This window comes from Nocardia sp. NPDC003269, assembly GCF_042888005.1.
Lineage (GTDB): Bacteria > Actinomycetota > Actinomycetes > Mycobacteriales > Mycobacteriaceae > Nocardia.
Map to the genome: position 1 here is coordinate 1,534,300 of NZ_JBIAPA010000001.1, position 18,697 is coordinate 1,552,996.

The 18,697-nt window shown below is 72.4% G+C and carries 12 protein-coding genes; 6 read left to right on the plus strand and 6 right to left on the minus strand.

What is annotated here, in order from left to right; translation table 11 throughout:
- Window positions 1-110: 110 nt before the first annotated feature.
- The 3 genes from ACFYWJ_RS07000 to ACFYWJ_RS07010 are packed head-to-tail and all read right to left on the minus strand — an operon-like array spanning window position 111 to window position 5,554.
- Complete coding sequence (locus ACFYWJ_RS07000) at window positions 111-1,220, minus strand: hypothetical protein (RefSeq protein ID WP_355274830.1); 1,110 nt, start codon at window positions 1,218-1,220, stop codon at window positions 111-113.
- 43 nt (window positions 1,221-1,263) lie between these two features.
- Window positions 1,264-3,762: a LuxR C-terminal-related transcriptional regulator gene (locus ACFYWJ_RS07005; protein WP_387161065.1), complete on the minus strand. Its 2,499-nt coding sequence runs from the start codon at window positions 3,760-3,762 to the stop codon at window positions 1,264-1,266.
- Window positions 3,755-5,554 (minus strand): Hsp70 family protein, encoded by a 1,800-nt coding sequence (locus ACFYWJ_RS07010; protein ID WP_355274826.1) that lies wholly within the window; start codon window positions 5,552-5,554, stop codon window positions 3,755-3,757. The genes ACFYWJ_RS07005 and ACFYWJ_RS07010 overlap by 8 nt, the downstream gene beginning before the upstream one ends.
- Window positions 5,555-5,837: 283 nt before the next feature.
- Here ACFYWJ_RS07010 and ACFYWJ_RS07015 point away from each other — a divergent pair, with 283 nt between their 5' ends.
- The 3 genes from ACFYWJ_RS07015 (at window position 5,838) to ACFYWJ_RS07025 (ending at window position 13,089) form a co-directional block, all read left to right on the plus strand.
- A complete protein-coding gene (locus ACFYWJ_RS07015) occupies window positions 5,838-9,677 on the plus strand; it encodes an IniB N-terminal domain-containing protein (RefSeq protein WP_355274823.1) in 3,840 nt (1,279 codons plus the stop codon).
- Window positions 9,678-9,694: 17 nt separating this feature from the next.
- Window positions 9,695-11,533 (plus strand): dynamin family protein, encoded by a 1,839-nt coding sequence (locus ACFYWJ_RS07020; RefSeq protein ID WP_355274820.1) that lies wholly within the window; start codon window positions 9,695-9,697, stop codon window positions 11,531-11,533.
- Between the two features lie 83 nt (window positions 11,534-11,616).
- Window positions 11,617-13,089, plus strand: coding sequence for a dynamin family protein (locus tag ACFYWJ_RS07025; RefSeq protein ID WP_355275412.1), 1,473 nt, complete (start codon window positions 11,617-11,619; stop codon window positions 13,087-13,089).
- Here the strand turns inward: ACFYWJ_RS07025 and ACFYWJ_RS07030 are convergent.
- The 3 genes from ACFYWJ_RS07030 to ACFYWJ_RS07040 all read right to left on the minus strand — a co-directional run bounded on the left by ACFYWJ_RS07030 (window position 13,082) and on the right by ACFYWJ_RS07040 (window position 15,445).
- The gene (locus ACFYWJ_RS07030) at window positions 13,082-13,318 is read right to left on the minus strand and encodes a hypothetical protein (protein WP_355274817.1); all 237 of its coding nucleotides are present in this window, start codon (window positions 13,316-13,318) and stop codon (window positions 13,082-13,084) included. The two genes, ACFYWJ_RS07025 and ACFYWJ_RS07030, sit on opposite strands and share 8 nt — an antisense overlap.
- Window positions 13,319-13,390: 72 nt before the next feature.
- A complete protein-coding gene (locus ACFYWJ_RS07035) occupies window positions 13,391-13,699 on the minus strand; it encodes a hypothetical protein (protein ID WP_355274814.1) in 309 nt (102 codons plus the stop codon).
- A 57-nt stretch (window positions 13,700-13,756) separates the two neighbouring features.
- Window positions 13,757-15,445, minus strand: a complete 1,689-nt coding sequence (locus tag ACFYWJ_RS07040; protein ID WP_355274811.1) for an MFS transporter — start codon at window positions 15,443-15,445, stop codon at window positions 13,757-13,759.
- Window positions 15,446-15,556: 111 nt separating this feature from the next.
- Between ACFYWJ_RS07040 and ACFYWJ_RS07045 the strand changes: the two genes are divergently transcribed.
- The 3 genes from ACFYWJ_RS07045 (at window position 15,557) to grpE (ending at window position 18,694) form a co-directional block, all read left to right on the plus strand.
- Window positions 15,557-16,024 carry a MarR family winged helix-turn-helix transcriptional regulator gene (locus ACFYWJ_RS07045; RefSeq protein WP_355274809.1) on the plus strand — a complete coding sequence of 156 codons (468 nt, stop codon included), beginning with the start codon at window positions 15,557-15,559 and terminating at the stop codon, window positions 16,022-16,024.
- Window positions 16,025-16,286: 262 nt separating this feature from the next.
- Window positions 16,287-18,131: a molecular chaperone DnaK gene (gene dnaK, locus ACFYWJ_RS07050; RefSeq protein ID WP_355274807.1), complete on the plus strand. Its 1,845-nt coding sequence runs from the start codon at window positions 16,287-16,289 to the stop codon at window positions 18,129-18,131.
- The gene (gene grpE / locus ACFYWJ_RS07055) at window positions 18,128-18,694 is read left to right on the plus strand and encodes a nucleotide exchange factor GrpE (protein WP_387161070.1); all 567 of its coding nucleotides are present in this window, start codon (window positions 18,128-18,130) and stop codon (window positions 18,692-18,694) included. The genes dnaK and grpE overlap by 4 nt, the downstream gene beginning before the upstream one ends.
- Window positions 18,695-18,697 lie beyond the last annotated feature (3 nt).

Sequence of the window (18,697 nt, forward strand, 5' to 3'; positions counted from 1 at the left end):
TTCGTCGGCACGAGTGATCGAGACCACCGCCGGCGGCTGTGATGTCGATCAGCGCATCACTCTAGGGCACGGGCGCGCGGAGGGCGCGGTTACCGTACCCCCGCACCGGATCAGTTGTATCCGGGAATCCGCATGGGCGAGGGGAGATACCCCGGCGGGTACGTCTGGAACGGCAGCAGCGGGCGGGTCGTGCTGCGGCCGGGCGGGGTCGACGGGTCGGTGGTCGTCGGTTCCGGCGTGGTCGTCGGCGGCGCTTCGGTGCTGGTCGACGGCTCCGGCTCGGGCTCGGGCGTCGTGGTGACGACCGGTGCGCGCGTGGTCGGTTCGACGACCGGCGGCGGCGGGGGCAGCGCGGGCGCGGGCGTCGGGGTCACCGTCAGCGAATCGGGGCGGGCGTCGGAGATCGGTGGCGGCGGGGTGGTGTCGCTACCGCGCAGCATCACCGAGACCGCGACGCCGCCGAGCAGCAGCCCGATCAGCGCGGCGGCGGCGATCAGCAGCGGCGTCCGGCTGCGCTGGGGTTCCTGCGGTTCCACCGCGACGACCGGCAGCGCCGAGGTCGGGGTGGCCAGCGCCTTCGTCGGCTGCGCCGTCACCGGCATCGCCGCCGAATAGGCCTGCGCGGTCGCCGCCGGCCGGGCGAGCGCGGGGATCACGTCGGTGACGACGAGGGAGTTCTCGGTGACGATCGGATCGGGCGGCGTCGCGCCCGCAGGCGTCGCCAGCACCGCGACCAGCGCGGCCTCCGCGGCCGACGTCGCGAACGAGCGGCCGGGATCGATGCCGTCGGCGGGCGGGGGTAGTTCGTCCTCGCCCAGCAGCGCCACCGACTTCAGGCCCAGATAGTCCAGTGCCTCGCGCACGCCGCGCACCACCTCGGGCGTCCACTGCGCCGGATGCGTCGCGTAGAACTCGGCCGGGCCGCTGAGGTGCTCGGTGGTGAGGTCGATCAGGCAGAACATCGCGGTCGCCAGCAGGTCCTCGGCGCGGTAGGCCTCGCCGCCGTCGACATCGATGCCCGCCGGGTCGCCGATCGCGCGCACGAAACCGGCGATCGAGTGCGCGTGCCCGGTGGGAGCCGGTCCGCCGAGCGCGGCGTCGCCCTCGTCGGACATGTGCAGCAGTGCGTCGCGTTCGACGAGCCGCACCGTGCCGTCCTCGGTGACCACCGCCGCGATGCACTCGTCATCGGCGATGCGCAGGCCGACCCCAGTGGCCATCCGGTTTACCTCGCTTCGGGCGACGACGACAGGCCGCGTCGTGTTACACAAGCAGTGAACCGTGTCCCATGGCGCGGAGCATTGACAATAATTCGGATCGTGAGCGCGCGCCTATCCGGCGTCGGATTCGCGCGACGTGATGCTCCACGGTCTTGGCGGAAATGTACAGCCGCGCGCCGATCTCCCGATAGGTCAGACCGAGCAGCACCAACTCGGCAACCTCCCGCTCGCGATCGCTGAGCGCGGCCGTGTCGGGCGGGCGCGGGGCGGGCTGCTCCGCGCCCTGCGGCAGCGGCTGCGTCGCGGGCAGTGGCTGTTCCACCGGCTGCGCCCGCACGCGCACCGAGCGGGCCAGTTTGAGCAGTGTGGTCGCGGTGGCGGAGTCGCCGACGGCGAGCGCGGCCTCGCTGGCCAGGCGGGCGGCGTCCCAGGTGAGACCGAACTCGGCCAGCGCCGACACCGCGGCCTGCACCTCGGCGGCCACCACCTGACCGCGCAGCACGAGCACCCAGGTGCGGCCCGCGTCGGCCAGCGCGGCGGCCTGCTGGTCGCCCGCCGCCGCGGCGGTCTTGAGCGCGTGGGCGTGCGGGAGCAGGTCGCTGGGCGATTCGTCGGCGAGCGCGGCCTGGACGCCGTACCAATGGAACAGGTTGGTCCAGGCGGGCGCGCGGCCCAGTTTGCGCAGCAATCCGCGGGCCGCGTCGACGAGCGGTTCGATCCGGCGCACATCGCGCAACCGGAGGCCGGCCAGCCACAGTTCGCCGATCGGCAGCAGGCTCAGCAGGTCGGCTTCCAGTTCGTCGAACAGCGGGCTGGCGGCCTGCCACGCGCGGGTCAGCGCCGCGTGGTCGCCGCCGCGACGGGCCAGGCCGACGGCCAGCGCGTGCGCGAGCAGCTGATCGCGCGGTTCGAGCGCGGCGATGTCGACCTCGGCGAGGGTGTTCGCGGCGCGCTGCTCGTCGCCGCCGAGCAGCGCGGCCCAGGCGGTGAGCACGGGCAGCTGAGTGCCCGCGCCCCGGCCGGCGGCGCGGCGCAGCGCGTCGCCCGCGCGGCGGGGTTCGCCGGTGCCCAGGCACAGCAGGGTGGCGATCGAGACGGCCGAGCAGGGGAGGTAGCGGTCGTCGGTGTCGGTGTTGCCCGCCTGGATCAGCGCGGAAATCGCGGCGGCCGTTCCGGTTCCGTGCGGGTCGAGGGATTCGTGCAGGGCGCCGGCGATGAGCCGCGCGCCCGCGTCGGCCTCGGTCGGTGGCCACAGCTGGGCCGCGGCGGCCATCCGGGTCGCGCCCGCGGTCTCCCCGGCCAGAGTGAGCACCATCGCGGCGGGCGCCCAGTCGGCGCCGACCCGATCGGGTCCGAGCCAGGTGTACAACCCGGCCGCGCGGCTCACCAGACCGCGCCGGGTGAGCACGGCCGCGCAGATCCGCACCGCGGCAACGAGATCGGTGGCGGCGATGCCGTCCGCGGTGAGCAGCGGCTGGGCCAGCCGCAGCGCGGTGTCGGCGTCGCCGGCGCGCGCGGCGGCCTCGGCCCAGCGCAGCGCGATCGACTCGACCGGGGTGCCCGCGGCGGCCGCGGCCGCGTAGTAGCGCGCGGGCTGTCCCGATTTCTCCGCTGTGCGGCACAGGAATTCGGCCAGGCGCGAGTCGACCACGCCCGACTCGGCCAGGATCAGCGCCGTGCAGTCACGCAGCAGTCCCGCGTCGAGTCGCGCGGCGAGCAGGCGGCGCTGCACCTCGACATAGCGGCGGTCGCCGAGCAGGATGCGCAGCGGGCCGACGGCGGGGGTGAGCAGCAGATCGGCGTCGGTGACCAGCGCGCCCGCTCGCGCGCGGTCGATCAGATCGTGGGCGGTGGCGGTGTCGACGCCGAGCACCTCGGTGAGTTCGGTGGCGTCCAAACCCGTTCCGGTGGCGGCGATCACGAGCGTGTCGAGCAGCTCGGGTTCGGCCGCGTCGAGCATCGATCGGGTCCACGCGGTGATCGCCTCGTCGACGGCGGTCACGCAGGTTTCCAGCGGGGCGGTGCGCGCGGCGGCCAGCGCCGCGACGACGCCGCCGGGAATGCCCGCGGTGAGCTGATGGATGCGCAGCGCGAGCGGCTGCGACACCGCCACCCCGAGTTCCCTGGCGAACGACGCGGTGTCGGCGCTGCCGAGCGCGCGCAGCTCCACCGTGCGGCCGTGCCGCGAGACGATGTCGGACAGGGCGCGTAGTCGGGGATCGTGCGGGCGCGGCTGGGTGGCCAGCACCACCGAGCGGCGGCCGGATTCGATGGCGGCGCACAGGTTTCGCAGGTCGACGGCGCTGTACCGGTGCACGTTGTCGGCGATGAGCACGGCCCGGTCGGTCGCGTCGTCGTGCACCGAGTCGGTCATCGGGATGCCGCGATCGCGCAGATGTGAGCGAACCGCGTTGAGCAGCACGGACTTTCCGGTACCGGCCCGGCCGCGGATCATCAGCAGCACCGGCTGCTTGTCGGCGGTATCGAGTTCGCGGATGACGGTGCGCGCGCTGGGCAGGGAGTCGAGGGCGATGTCAGCCACCATTTCCTCCGAGGATCTGGCCCGGCAGCTGGGTGCCCGTCTCGAGGGTTTCGTCGACCGCGCCGCCCACGCCGTCGAGCAGGTCGCCGGGGTTCACCTTGATGGGCGGGAGCGTCGGTCTGGTGGGTGCCGGGGCGGGCGCCGGTGCCGGGGCCGGGGCGGGAGCAGGCGCTGGGGCCGGAGCGGGCGCCGGAGCCGGAGCCGGGGCGGGTGCGGGGGCCTGTTCGGCGGGCTGCTGGGTGGCCGGAGCGGGCTGTCCGGCCGCGGGGGCCGGTGCCGGGCTGTCGCCCGCCTGCGCGCCTGCCGGTGCCGGGCTGCCCGCGGCCGCGGGGGCGCTGCCCGGCGTCCCCGGCTGCGTGGTGCCCGCCTGGGTCTGGCCCGGCGGTGTCGCGGTGCTCGGTGCGCCGGGACGGGTCGGGTCGGCGACGGTCGAGTCGGTGCCGTCGACCGCACCGGGCGCGCCACCCGTGCTGGTAGCGGCGGTGGCGCCGGGCACGGGCGCCCCGCTCGTCGTCGCGACGGGCCCGCTCGGTGTGGACGGGGTGGTGACCCCGCCGAGCGCGAGGGTGCCGGTGGCCAGCGCGGCCATCGTCACCGCGGCCGCCGCGATGATCGCCGCCCGTTTGGCGGTGAACATCTTGGTGGGGGCGGGTTCGTCCGCCGGGAGCGCGATGTCGTCGACGACCGGTGCCGCCACCGCGGGCAGCGCCACGACGGCGGCGGGAATGGCCTCGGTGGGCACGGAGACCGCGGCCACGTCCAGGGCGATCTCGGCGGCGCCGTGCGCGGTGCAGGACGCGGGGTCGGCGCAGGCGGCGACCGGCAGCCCGAACTCGGTCGAGATCAGCTCGGCGACCAGCGGGATCGCCCCGCCACCGCCGGTGAGCAGCACCCGGCTGATATCGCCCATGGTGAGTCCGGCGCGGCGCACCGCGTCGTGCAGCAGGTTCATCGAATCGAACAGGGTCGGGCGCAGCAGGTCTTCGAGTTCACCGCGGGTCAGCCGGACCTGTGCGGTGTGCGCTGCCCCGAGCAGACCCACCGGGATCACCGTCGCGGTAATTCTGGACAGCTCTTCTTTCGCATTTCTGCAGCGGGCGCGCAAGGCCGATAATTCCGCCTCGACAACGGGGTCGAATGGATCGATATCCTGACCGTCCAGCGCGTTAGCCAGAACATAGCGCATCGTCAGCAGATCGAATTCCGTACCGGCGATCGCCGTGCTGTGCAGGGGTGCGCCGAGCATGCCCGCCTGGTCGCCGGTGCGTAGCACCGTGACCGTGAGGCCGCTCGCGCCCAAGTCGTAGACGGCCAGCGCGCCGTCGTCGAGCAGACCGTTCTCCATCTCGTAGCGGCGCACCGCGGCCATCGGCTCTGGCACCAGCGTCACCTCGGGCAGGCCCGCGCGGGTGAGCGCCGCGCGCGTCGTCTCGACGGTCGGTTCCGACCACCATGCCGGGTAGCAGGCCACGATGGTCGCCTCGGCGCTCGCCCGGCCGGCCAGCTCGGTGACCAGCGCGTGCGTCGCGGCGGCGACCAGGTCGGCCGCGTCGTGGCTGGAACCGTCCTCTGCCAGCAGGTCTACCGGGTCGCCGACCCGGGACAGGTAGTCGTCGACCACCACGCCGCGCGCGTGCTGGGCGGCGTCGGCGAAGCCGGTCGAGCCGTCGGCGCCGAGCAGCAGGGCACTGTGGTGCGCGCGAACGGTGGTTCCGGACCCGTCGGCCGTCGTGGCCGCGGCGACCGAATTCGCGGCCCCGACGGTAATGCCGAGCGCCAGCCGCTCTGTCATTGGACAACCCCGTTCGCAGGACTTCCGGCGGACCGGAAAAGGTGAATACAGCGAGATCGCCGGGGTGGTCGGCGTCCCACTCGAACTGTCGGTTGCTAGGGGACAGCTGTTACCTGTGCCGGGGGAAGTACGGGGAAATTCCCCTAATCGGCGGTGCGCCCCTAATGGGGGACGCCCCGCGTGAACTAGGTATTCGCCCCGTTACCTGTAACGGCTCGCGGACCTAGCGTGAAAGACATTCCGACGACAACGGATCGCCCATGATCTGGAGGAGCTGATCTCGATGACACCGAATGCGATTCTGGAATTCATCCTCAACCTGCTGCGCGACCCCCAGGCCGCCGCGAGCTACTGCGCGAACCCGTGCCAGGCCCTGACTGTGGCCGGGCTCGACGTGACGCCCGAGGATATTTCCGCCGTCGCCCCGATGGTGGCGGAATCCGCGCTGGTCAGCGGCGGCTCCCAGTTGCAGGCGATCGTCGCGGCCGGCGCCGCGGCCGGCACGACCGCCGCCCTCGCCTCGACGGCCACCGCGGCCGCCGCCGTCACAGCGGCGACCGCGACCGACGCCCAGCTCGGCATCGGCCTCGACGTCGGCCTCGGCGCGGCCGCCTCGGCCGTCGCGGGCGCCGCGGCCCAGGTCGGCGCGGGCCTCGAAGCCGCCCTGTCGGCCGTCACCGGCGCGAACGTCGACATCGACACCGACATCGGCGCAGGCGTGAACGTCGGCGGCGAACTGGCCACCGACATCGCCGCCGCCTTCGGCACCGGCATCGGCCTCGACGCCGCAGTAGGCGCGGGCGCCGACCTCGCCGCCGGCCTCGGCGGCGCCCTGAACGGCGCGATCGGCGCGGGCGCCGGCCTCAACGGCGCGATCGGCGCAGGCCTGAACGGCGCAGTCGGCGCGGGCGCCGACCTCGCGGCTGGTCTCGGTGGTGCCCTGAACGGCGCGATCGGCGCTGGCGCGGGCCTGAGTGGCGCGATCGGCGCCGGTCTCGACGGCGCGGTGGACGCAGGCGCCGACCTCGCGGCCGGTCTCGGCGGCGCGCTGAACGGCGCGATCGGCGCTGGCGCGGGTCTGAACGGGGCTGTCGGCGCGGGCGCTGATCTCGCTGCCGGCCTGGGTGGCGCGCTGAACGGCGCTGCTGGTGCCGGTGTGGGTCTCGGTGGCGCGCTGAACGGCGCTGTCGGTGCGGGCGCAGATCTCGCTGCCGGTCTCGACGGCGCGCTGAACGGCGCGATCGGGGTCGGCGCTGGTCTGGACGGTGCGGTAGGCGCGGGCGCCGATCTCGCCGCAGGCCTGGGCGGCGCGTTGAATGGTGCGGCTGGTGTCGGCACGGGTCTGGACAGTGCGCTGAATGGCGCTGTGGGCGCGGGCGCTGATCTTGCGGCCGGTCTGGGCGGTGCCTTGAACGGCGCGGCTGGTGTCGGCACGGGTCTGGACGGTGCGCTGAACGGCGCTGTCGGTGCGGGCGCCGATCTCGCTACCGGGCTCGGCGGTGCCTTGAACGGTGCTGCTGGTGCCGGTGCGGGTCTGGACGGTGCGCTGAGTGGCGCTGTGGGCGCGGGCGCTGATCTTGCCGCTGGTCTCGGTGGCGCCGTGAACGGTGCGGCCGGTGTGGGCGCCGGTCTCGATGGCGCACTCGGTGCGGGAGCGGACCTCGCGACCGGCCTGAACGGTGCGGTCGGTGCGGGCCTCGAGGGTGCCTTGGGCGCGGGCGCGGGTCTCGATGGAGCGCTGGGTGCGGGTGCTGATCTCGCGACCGGCTTGGACGGTGCGGTCGGTGCGGGCCTCGAGGGTGCCCTGGGTGCAGGCGCGGGTCTCGGCGGCGCACTCGGCGCCGGTGCTGACCTTGCTGCCGGTGCGGGCGGCGCGCTGAACGGTGCGATCGACGCGGGTGCCGGTCTCGACGGCGCTGTGAACGGTGCTGTGGGCGCGGGCGCTGATCTTGCCGCCGGTCTGGATGGCGCGCTCGGTGCGGGCGCCGATCTCGCGACCGGCCTGAACGGTTCGGTCGGTGCGGGCCTCGAAGGTGCGCTGGGTGCCGGTGCCGGTCTCGGCGGTGCTGTTGGTGCAGGCGCTGACCTGGCTGCCGGAGTGGGCGGTGCGCTGGACGGCGCCGTCGGCGGTGGGATCGGCGGTGCTCTGGACGGCTCGCTCGGTGCCGGTCTCGGCGGTGCCGTCGATGCGGGTGCTGACCTCGGTGCGGGAGCGGGCGGTGCGCTCGAGGGCACGCTTGGTGCCGGTCTCGGCGGTGCCGTCGATGCAGGCGCTGACCTCGCTGCCGGAGCGGACGGTGCGCTGAACGGCGCGCTCGGTGCCGGTCTCGGTGGAGCGGTGGGTGCCGGAACCGATGTTGCCGCCGGTGTGGGCGGCGCCGTAGGTGCGGGCCTGGAGGGAGCGCTGGGTGCGGGCGCTGGTCTCGAGACCGGGCTGGGCGGTGCGGTCGGTGCCGGTCTCGGTGGTGCTGTCGACGCGGACGCCGGACTTGGTGCAGGCCTCGACGGCGCACTCGACGCGGGTGCTGACCTCGCCGCCGGTGCGGGCGGTGCGTTGAGCGGTGCCGTCGGTGCCGGGCTCGACGGTGCGGTGGGCGCCGGAGCTGATGTCGCCGCCGGTGTGGGCGGGGCGGTGGGCGCCGGTCTCGAGGGTGCGCTGGGTGCGGGTGCCGGTCTCGAGACGGGGCTGGGCGGTGCGGTCGATGTCGGGGTCGGTGGTGCGTTGACCGGGGCGGTCGGCGCGGGCGCCGATCTCGCGGCCGGGCTGGGCGGAGCTGTGGATGTGGGCGCCGGTGTGGGCGGTGCGCTGACGGGTGCGGCTGGTGCCGGACTCGACGGTGCGCTGACCGGTGCGGCCGGTGCCGGTGGTGCGCTCGGCACCGGGCTGGGCACGGCTCTGACCGGCCTGGTGGACGGCGCCGCCGGTCTCGGCGCTGAGGCGGGCGCGCAGCTCGGCGGCGGGCTGAACGCCGGCGTGAGCGGCGCGACCACCGCGGCGGGCGGGCTGGGTGCGGCAGCCTCGGCCGGTGCGCAGGCCGCGGGCAGCCTCGGCGCGGCGGCGACCACCACCGCTATCACCGGTCTCGACGGCGCCGTCGGCGCCGGTGCGGAATTCGGGACCGGCCTGGAGACCGGGCTGGGCGGTGCCGCGTCGGCCGGAACCGGCCTGATCGGTGGCCTGACCGGTAGCGCAGGCGGCGGCTTCGGGCTCGACGGACTGCTCACCGGCGGCGGCGAGGTCTCCTCCGGTCTGGAAACGGGCCTGTCCGCCACGACCGGCGCCGGCTTCGACACCGCCGCGACCCTCGGCACCGACCTGACCACCGGCGCCCAGGCCGGCTTCGGCGGCGCCGTGGATTCCGGCCTCGGCCTGGCCGGTGGCGCGCAGGCAGGCCTGTCGGGCCTCGCGGAAACCGGTGTCGGCCTTGCGGGTTCGGCCGCAGGCGGCGCGCAGGCCGGCCTCGGCGGCATGGTCGACGCGGGCACGGGCCTGACGGGTTCGGTGGCCGGTGGTGCGCAGTCCGGCCTGTCGGGTCTGGCGGAAACCGGTGTCGGCCTTGCGGGTTCGGCCGCAGGCGGCGCGCAGGCCGGTCTCGGCGGCTTCGTCGACGCGGGCACGGGCCTGACGGGTTCGGTGGCCGGCGGTGCCCAGTCCGGTCTCGGTGGCGCAGTGGACGCGGGCACGGGCCTGACGGGTTCGGTGGCCGGTGGCGCCCAGTCCGGCCTCGGCGGTGCCGTCGACGCGAGCACCGGCCTGTCCGGCTCGGTCGCGGGCAGCACGCAGGCGGGCCTGAACGGCGTCGCCGACGCGGGCCTGTCCGGCGCGACGAGCACCGGCGCGCAGCTCGGCGGCACGGTGAGCGGGGCGACCCAGGGCAGCACCGCCGTGACCGGCGACCTCACCGGAACATCGCACACCGACACGTCGGGCGCGCTCGGCGGCACCGCGCAGGGGGCGGTGACGACCGCGGCCGACACCTGGTCCTCGGTCGATGTGTCCAGTGCGTTCGGCTCCGGCCTGCACGGTTCGGCCCTCGGTGGTGGCGATGCGTCGCTGTTCGGCGAGTCGAGTACTGTCGCCGAGACCGGTGTGGACACCCACACCGACGGACTGTTCCACTGAGCGAAACGGGCGCTGCGATGGGGACTCTCGCACCGAACGCGGTGCCGCTGACGACGGTGTTGACCGACACCGTCGCAGCGGCCCGCGCCGCTGGTCGGGACGACCTGGTCGGGCGCCTGGAGAAGGTCGCGGTCCGGGTGCGCGATCCGCGGCACCGGATCGTCGTCACCGGCCAGCTCGGCCAGGGCAAGAGCCGGTTCGTGAACGCGCTGCTCGGGCTGGACGTGTGCCGGGTCGGTGACGACACCACCACCGTCCTCCCGCTGCAACTGGCCTACGGCGAGCAGCAGCGCGCGTTCCTGGTCCTCACCGCGCCGGGCGTCGACGAGTCGCGGGTGGAGATCCCGTTCGACGAGATCGGCGTCGTCGATCCGCGCAGCCAGGTAGCGCAGGGCAGGCAGGTGGTGCGGATCGAGGCCGAACTGCCGAACCAGCTGCTGGCCGACGGCGTCGTACTCATCGACACCCCGGGCGTCGGTGGTCACGGAAACGCGAGCGCCGCAGGCGTTCTCGGTATCGCGGCGGCCGCCGACGCGGTGCTGGTGCTGTCGGACGCCTCCACCGAGCTCACCGCCCCCGAGCTCACCTTCCTCCGGCAGATCCGCGAGTTGTGCCCCACGGTCGCGGTGCTGCTCACCAAGACCGACCTGTATCCGCACTGGCACCAGGTGCTCGATGCCGATCGCGCGCACCTGACCCGCGCGGAAACCGACGTCTCGCTGATCCCGGTGTCGGCGTTGCTGCGCGCGCACGCGCTGCGCCTGCAGGACGCGCAGCTCGGCGCGGAGTCCGGCTTCGGCGCGCTCTTCGGCTTCCTGCGCGACCGGGTGGTCGCCCGCGACCAGGTCGCCACCCGTCAGGCGGTCGCCCGCGAATTGTCTTCGGCGGCAGAACATCTGGCGCTCGCGCTCGGCAGCGAGCTGGTCGCGCTGCGTGATCCGGCGCTCGGCTCGGCCGCCGTCACCGAGCTCCAGGCGGCGCGCGCGGCCGCCGAGGATCTCCAGCGCCGCACCGCGAGCTGGCAGCAGACGCTGACCGACGGCATCACCGACCTCGTCGGCGATGTCGACCACGACCTGCGCGAGCGCCTGCGCGGCGTCGCCCGCACCGGTCAGGAATGGATCGACGACCACGATCCCGGCAGGCACTGGGGCGCGATCGCCGAGTGGCTCACCGGCGCCGTCGACACCGCGCTGGGCGACAACCTGCTGCTCACCCATCGCCGGGCCGAACTGCTCGCCGAACGCATCGCCGGTCACTTCGCCGAGGTCGGCGCCGTCGACCTGCCCGATGTCCACACCGGCATGGACGACGAGCGGAATCTGGCCGGCTCGGGTTCCCTGGCCGACCTCGAACCGGACATCGGTTTCGCCAGCAAGGTGCTGGTGGGCATGCGCGGTTCCTACGGCGGTGTCTTGATGGTCGGCCTGGCCACCACCTTCGCCGGTCTGGCGATGCTCAACCCGATCTCCCTCGGCGCGGGCCTGATCGTGGGTGGCAAGGCCTATCGCGACGACAAGACCGCGCGCCTGGCCCGCCGCCGGATCGAGGGCAACGCGGAGGTGCGCCGCTTCCTCGACGACGTGGCGTTCCAGGCGAGCAAGGACACCAAGGACCGCCTGCACCGCATCCACCGTGCCCTGCGCGATCACTTCGCCGGGGTCGCCGAGCGCAGCCTGCGCTCGATCGATGCCTCGCTGCGGGCCGCGCAGGACGCGGCGACGATGGCCGCGACCAACCGGGCCGAGCGCACCGTCGTGCTGGAACGCCAGCTGACCGCCGTCGCGGAACTGCGCCGCTACGCGGATTCCATGCAAGCCGAGCTGGGACGGGCCGACGGTACGGTATCTGGGTGACCCACCGTTTCGACACCGCCGCACCGCAGGCCGCACCCAGGATCCTGGCCGAGGCGCACGAGCTGGTCGGCGCGGCGGCGCGGATGCTCGGCCGGGACGAGTACGCGCGCGCCCTGCTCGCCGAGTGCGAGTACCGCCTGCGGGAGCCGCTGCGCGTCGCCCTGGCCGGTTCGATCAAGGCGGGCAAGTCGACGTTGCTGAACGCGCTGGTCGGGCAGGCCGTGGCCCCGACCGATGCCACGGAATGCACCCGCGTGGTCACCTGGTACCGCGACGGCGCCACCCCCACCGTCACCGCGCACGCGGCCGACGGTGCCCGCGCCAATGTGATCGTGCGCCGCGGCAGCGGCGCGCACGGTCTCACCTTCGACCTGAACGCCCTGAACTGGGAGGGCGGGCGCCCCCGCGAGGTCGATCATCTCGAGGTCGGCTGGCCGTCGGCCGCGCTCGCGCAGACCACGATCATCGACACCCCCGGCACCTCGTCGCTGTCGCGTGAGGTGTCGCAGCGCACCGCGCGGCTGCTCACACCCGCCGCCGCCGGGACCGATCCGCGCGGGTCGGCGATCACGGCGCCCGGCGCGGACGCCGTGGTCTACCTGCTGCGCCGCCTCGACGCCACCGACGTGCAGTTCCTCGAACAGATCGGCGCCGGTGCCGGTGGCGCCGGACCGCTCGGGGTGATCGGCGTGGTGTCGCGCGCCGACGAGATCGGCGCGGGTCGCATCGACGCCCTGCATTCCGCGCGCGATGTCGCGGCCCGCTTCGCGGGTGAGCTGGAGCGAACCGGGTTGTGCCAGGCGGTGATTCCGGTGGCGGGGCTGCTCGCGTTCGCCGCGTCCACCCTGCGGCAGCCGGAGTTCGCCGCGTTCGAGGCGCTGGCCACGGTGCCCGCGGAGGATCTCGGCGTCGCCCTGCTCTCGGCGGACCGGTTCGCCCGCGCCGATATCGCGCTGCCGGTGGCGCCGGAACTGCGGGCGCAGCTGGCGGATCGCTTCGGCCTGTTCGGTATCCGCATGGCCACCATGCTGATTCGCCTCGGCGTGCGCGATTCCGCCTCGCTGGCCGCGGAATTGGCCGCGCGCAGCGGTATCGATGAACTGCGCTCGGTGCTCGAGGTCCAGTTCGGCCAGCGCGCCGAGGAATTGAAGGCGCATTCGGCGCTGAGCACCCTGGACCGGATCCTCGTCGCCTACTCCGGCACCGAGGCCGACCAGCTCCGTCCCCGGGTGCGGGCCCGGCTCGCCGACGTCCACGGTTTCACCGAACTGCGTCTGCTCGGCCGCCTGCGCACCGACGAACTCCCGCTGCCCGCACCGGTTCTCGCCGATTTACATCGCATCCTCGGCGGCGCGGGTGTGGCGGCCCACCTGCGACTCGGCCTCCCGGCCGACGCCGACCTGGAAACCGTCCGCGCCACGGCCTTCAGCGCGGTGCGCACCTGGCGCACCAGGGCCGCGCACCCGCTGGCCGATCAGGCCACCGCCACCGCCTGTCGCGCGGCGGCCCGTAGCGCCGAAGGAATCCTGGCCGAACTCTCCCGCCCGGTCAGATGAAGTACGCGGTCCCCGAGGAACTCCCGGTCCCGTAACCGAGGCTCTTGGCGAACTCCCTGACCGCGATCAACGCGTGCCCCACCGGCCCCGGATCACTGCACGACCCACCCACCGACGAGAACGTGCACCCGTCATCGGCCACCACCCCGGTCTCCGCCGACGCCACCCCGGCGCCCCCGAAAACCACCGCACCACTCACCAGCAACCCACAGATCCCACGCTTCAACATCCCCCGAAACTAACCCACCAACCCACCCACCGCCCTGCCCCCAATCCCCGGGGCAGGGCGGCTCGACGGTGATCAGGAATCGGCCCGGAAGAGAGGGACGACTTCCTCGGCGAGGTATTGCTCGACCTCTCGTCCGGCGCGCTTCGCGGCGATGATCGCCGTCCCGCGTTCCTCGGCCTTGGCTGTCAGTATCTTTCGGGATTCCGATTCCACACCGCCGCCCATGACGAACATCCGGACCCGCTCGCGGTCGAGGATGGCGAGGGCTTCGTCGTCCTCGGTCGCGCCGAGGGCGTGGATGTCGACGGTGGCGAGGTAGGCGGTGGCGGTGTCGACGACGCGACGGCTGCGGCCGACGATCAGCAGATCCACGGTGTACATGTGCTTCCTCCGATCGGGAGCGGGTGGGCGCGCTGTCCCGCACGCCCACCCTGGGTTTCATACCGTGACGATTTCCGGTTCGGGGTCGAGTGGGCGCTGTTCCAGTTTGGCCTCCTTCGGTAGCGCGAAGAATCCGAGGCAGACCAGCAGCAGGATGCCCATGCCGTAATACAGCGTGTACCGGAAGGTCTCGGCGAAGTTCACCGCGTTGGCCTCGGCCCCGGCGTCGGCGAGCAGCCGCGAGACCTCCTCGCCGCCAGGCAGATTCGCCGGCGGCAGGCAGCTGTCCGGCACCACGGTCGGATCGGCCTGGGCCGAGCGGTCGCCCACGCACGCCCCGAACCCGGCGACGATCTGATCCTGCACCGACACCGGCACGCCATCGGCGGCCAGCTCCGCGCGGATCTGCGGCGTCACCGCCGCCACGCCCCGGTCCGAATCATGGTCGAGCACAGTGAAGAACAGCACCCCGACGAGCGCGACGCCGAGCGCGGTCCCCAGCTGCTGCCCGGTGTTGAGCAGTCCGGACGCCGAGCCCGCCTCGCGCACCGGCACCTGGCCGAGCAGCAGGTCGATGGTCGGGGCGACCACCATGCCGAAGCCCGCGCCGGTGACGATCAGCGGCAACACCATCTGCCACGAGGCGAACTCGCTGCCGTAGCGCACGGCCATCGCGCCGTAGATCCCGAACCCGGCCGCGTTGATCAGCGCGCCGATGATCAGCACCCGGCGCCCGAACCGCGCGGCCAGCACGCCCACCGAGACGCCGGCGCCCACCCCGGCGCCCACCGCGAAGAACACGGCGGTGAGTCCGGCGCGCATCGGCGTCCAGCCGAGCCCGGCCTGCATGAACAGCGTCCACACCAGGAAGAACCCGCCCATGCCGATCCAGAACAGCAGCCACGAGCCGAGGCCGACGGCGAACGGCCGGGACCGGAACAGTCCGAGGTCGACCAGTGGCGAGCGCCCGGCCCGGGTCAGCGATCGCTCATAGAAGAGGAAGGCCGCGAACACGCCGGCGGCGGCCGCCATCATCGCGAAGGTCCACGCGGGCCAGCCGAGCCTGCGCCCCTCGGCCAGCGGGAACACCAGCAGCAGCACCGCGGCCATGGCCAGCACCATGCCGACCGGATCCAGCTTCGGCGCGGCGGGCGACTTCGAATCCGACATCACGAACCAGGCCGCGACGAACGCCGCGATGCCGACGGGAATGTTCACCAGGAAGATCGTCCGCCAGCCCAGGCCGAACAGATCGGCCTGCACCAGGATGCCGCCGAGGGCTAGCCCGACGGCCGAGGCCGAGCCGCCGACGCCGCTGTAGACGGCGATCGCCTTGGCCCGCTCCTCCTTCGGGAAGGTGGTCTGGATGATCGCGAGGATCTGCGGCACCATCAGCCCGCCCATCGCGCCCTGCGCGAATCGGGCCGCGATCAGCACATCCGGGTCGGTGGCGAGTCCGCACGCCGCCGAGGCGAGGGTGAAACCGGCCATGCCGAGCAGGAAGACGCGTTTGCGTCCGTAGATGTCGCCGAGTCGTCCGCCGGTGATGAGGACGGCGGCGAAGGCGAGGACGTAGGCGGCGATGATCCATTCGATCTGCGAGTACTCGGCCCGCAGATCGCTCTGGATGCTCGGCACCGCCACATTGACGATGGTCACGTCGAGCAGGTCCATGAACCCGGCGGCGAGCACCACCGCGAACGCGATCCAGCGGCGCGGGTCCGCTGTGGTGGTTGGGGAAGTCACGGGAGGTCCCTCTTCTGGTCGGTGGTGGAGACCTCTCAAACTATGCACCTCAAGTGATAATCACACAAGAGTGCAATCACTACTCGTGCATGGATTGGGTATCCTCGCTGTGTGACCGATGCCGCCGCCCCGCTGTCCGCCCACGCCGCCTTCCTCGTCGGCCAGCTGGGCTTCCATACCGCGTACCGGTTCGCCGACCTGCTCGCCCCGCTCGACATCAAGCCCCGGCATTTCGGCATGCTGAAGCTGCTCGGCCAGCACGACGGCCGCACCCAGCAGGAACTCGGCGAGGCGCTCGATATCCACCGCAACGTGATGGTCACCCTGGTCGACGACCTCGAGGCTCGCGGCCTGGTCGAACGCCGTCGGCATCCCACCGACCGCCGCGCCCACGCCGTCTACCTCCTCCCCGCCGCCCACGCCCTCCTGGCGCGGGCCGAAGCTGTCGTCGAATCCCTCGACGCCGAACTCCTCGCCCCCCTCGCCCCCGAAGAGCGGGCCACCTTCCTCGACCTCCTCCAGCGCACCGCCGCGGGCAACGGTCTGCGCCCCGGCATCCACCCCGGCCTCACTCGCTGACGGAGATCTCCAGCCGGTCACGATGTGGTGTCGGGTGCTGCGGTTGAGCGAGGTCGGCGCAAGAATGGCCCGGGGTCGGGAAGTTTTTTCGGGCGGCGGGAATGAATCGCCGCAGCTGCTGGTTGTGCAGATCGACAACATTGAGCGTGTGTCACTCAAGTCTGGGTTGACTCGGGATGGATCTCGAGGGCAGGATTGAGCCCACCACACTCAGTGTTACTGAGACTGTTACCCCCAAGTTCGTCAAACAGGAGGAATCACTATGGCTCGTGCGGTCGGAATCGACCTCGGGACCACGAACTCTGTCGTCTCCGTTCTCGAAGGCGGCGAGCCGGTCGTCGTCGCGAATTCGGAAGGCTCACGCACCACCCCGTCGATCGTCGCTTTCGCGAAGAACGGTGAGGTTCTCGTCGGTCAGCCTGCCAAGAACCAGGCCGTCACCAACGTCGACCGCACCATCCGCTCGGTCAAGCGCCACATCGGCACCGACTGGAACGTCGAGATCGACGACAAGAAGTACACCCCGCAGGAAATCTCCGCGCGTACGCTGATGAAGCTGAAGCGCGACGCCGAGGCGTACCTCGGTGAGGAGATCACCGACGCGGTCATCACCGTCCCGGCCTACTTCGAGGACGCCCAGCGTCAGGCCACCAAGGAAGCCGGCCAAATCGCCGGCCTGAACGTGCTGCGCATCGTCAACGAGCCCACCGCGGCCGCGCTCGCGTACGGCCTGGACAAGGGTGACAAAGAGCAGACCATCCTGGTCTTCGACCTCGGTGGCGGCACCTTCGACGTCTCGCTGCTGGAGATCGGCGAGGGCGTCGTCGAGGTCCGCGCGACCTCCGGTGACAACCACCTCGGTGGCGACGACTGGGACGAGCGCGTCGTGTCCTGGCTGGTCGACAAGTTCAAGGCGTCCTCGGGCATCGACCTGACCAAGGACAAGATGGCCATGCAGCGCCTGCGCGAGGCCGCCGAGAAGGCCAAGATCGAGCTGTCGTCGAGCCAGTCGACCTCGATCAACCTGCCCTACATCACCGTCGACGCGGACAAGAACCCGCTGTTCCTCGACGAGCAGCTGACCCGCGCCGAGTTCCAGAAGATCACCTCCGATCTGCTGGACCGCACCCGCGCGCCGTTCCAGTCGGTGATCAAGGACGCCGGCATCAACGTGGCCGACATCGACCACGTCGTGCTCGTCGGTGGCTCCACCCGTATGCCCGCCGTCTCCGACCTGGTCAAGGAACTGACCGGTGGCCGTGAGCCGAACAAGGGCGTGAACCCGGACGAGGTCGTCGCCGTCGGCGCCGCTCTGCAGGCCGGTGTGCTCAAGGGTGAGGTCAAGGACGTCCTGCTGCTCGATGTCACCCCGCTGTCGCTGGGCATCGAGACCAAGGGTGGCGTGATGACCAAGCTCATCGAGCGCAACACCACCATCCCGACCAAGCGCTCGGAGACCTTCACCACGGCCGACGACAACCAGCCGTCCGTGCAGATCCAGGTCTTCCAGGGCGAGCGCGAGATCGCCTCGCACAACAAGCTGCTCGGCTCCTTCGAGCTGACCGGCCTGCCCCCGGCCCCGCGTGGCGTGCCGCAGATCGAGGTCACCTTCGACATCGACGCCAACGGCATCGTGCACGTGACCGCCAAGGACAAGGGCACCGGTAAGGAAAACAAGATCAAGATCCAGGACGGCTCCGGCCTGTCCAAGGAAGAGATCGACCGGATGGTCAAGGACGCCGAGGCGCACGCCGCCGAGGACAAGGCCCGCCGCGAGGAGGCCGAGACCCGCAACCAGGCCGAGTCGCTGGTGCACCAGACCGAGAAGTTCATCAAGGACAACGAGGACAAGGTCCCGGCCGACATCAAGTCCAAGGTGGAAGAGGCCATCGCCGAGGCGAACACCGCCCTGGCCGGCACCGACATCGCGGCCGTGAAGACCGCGGTGGAGAAGCTGGCGACCGAGTCGCAGGCCCTGGGCCAGGCGCTCTACGAGTCGCAGGCCGCCGACGCCGCCGCCGAGGGCAACGGCGCGGGCCCCGCCGATGACGACGGCGTCGTCGACGCCGAGGTCGTGGACGAGCCGGTCGACACGGAGAAGAAGTGACCGAGGCCAACTCCGAGCAGGAGCTGATCGAAGACATCGTCATCGATGCCGACTCCGCCGCCGACGCGGCGGCGGAGCCGTCCACCGACGGCGCGGCCGACGCGCCGGTCAGCGACGAGCTGGCCGAGCGCACCGCCGACCTGCAGCGGTTGACCGCGGAATACGCGAACTACCGCCGCCGGGTGGAGCGGGATCGTCAGGCGAACATCGACGCGGCCAAGGCCGCGGTGGTGACCGAGTTGCTCGGTGTGCTCGACGATCTGGACCGGGCCAGGGCGCACGGCGACCTGGAGACCGGCCCGCTCAAGGCCGTCGCCGACAAGCTCGAGACCGCGCTGACCAAGCAGGGTCTCGTCGAATTCGGTGGCGTCGGTGACCCGTTCGACCCCACGCTGCACGAGGCCGTGCAGCACGAGGGTTCGGGCGCGGATCCGGTGATCGGCCTGGTCATGCGCAAGGGCTATCGGTTCGGCGACCGGGTGCTTCGGCACGCGCTGGTCGGGGTAACCGATGCCGAGGCCGTGGGGGCATCGGATTCGGATGCCGACGGCGACACTCAATAACAA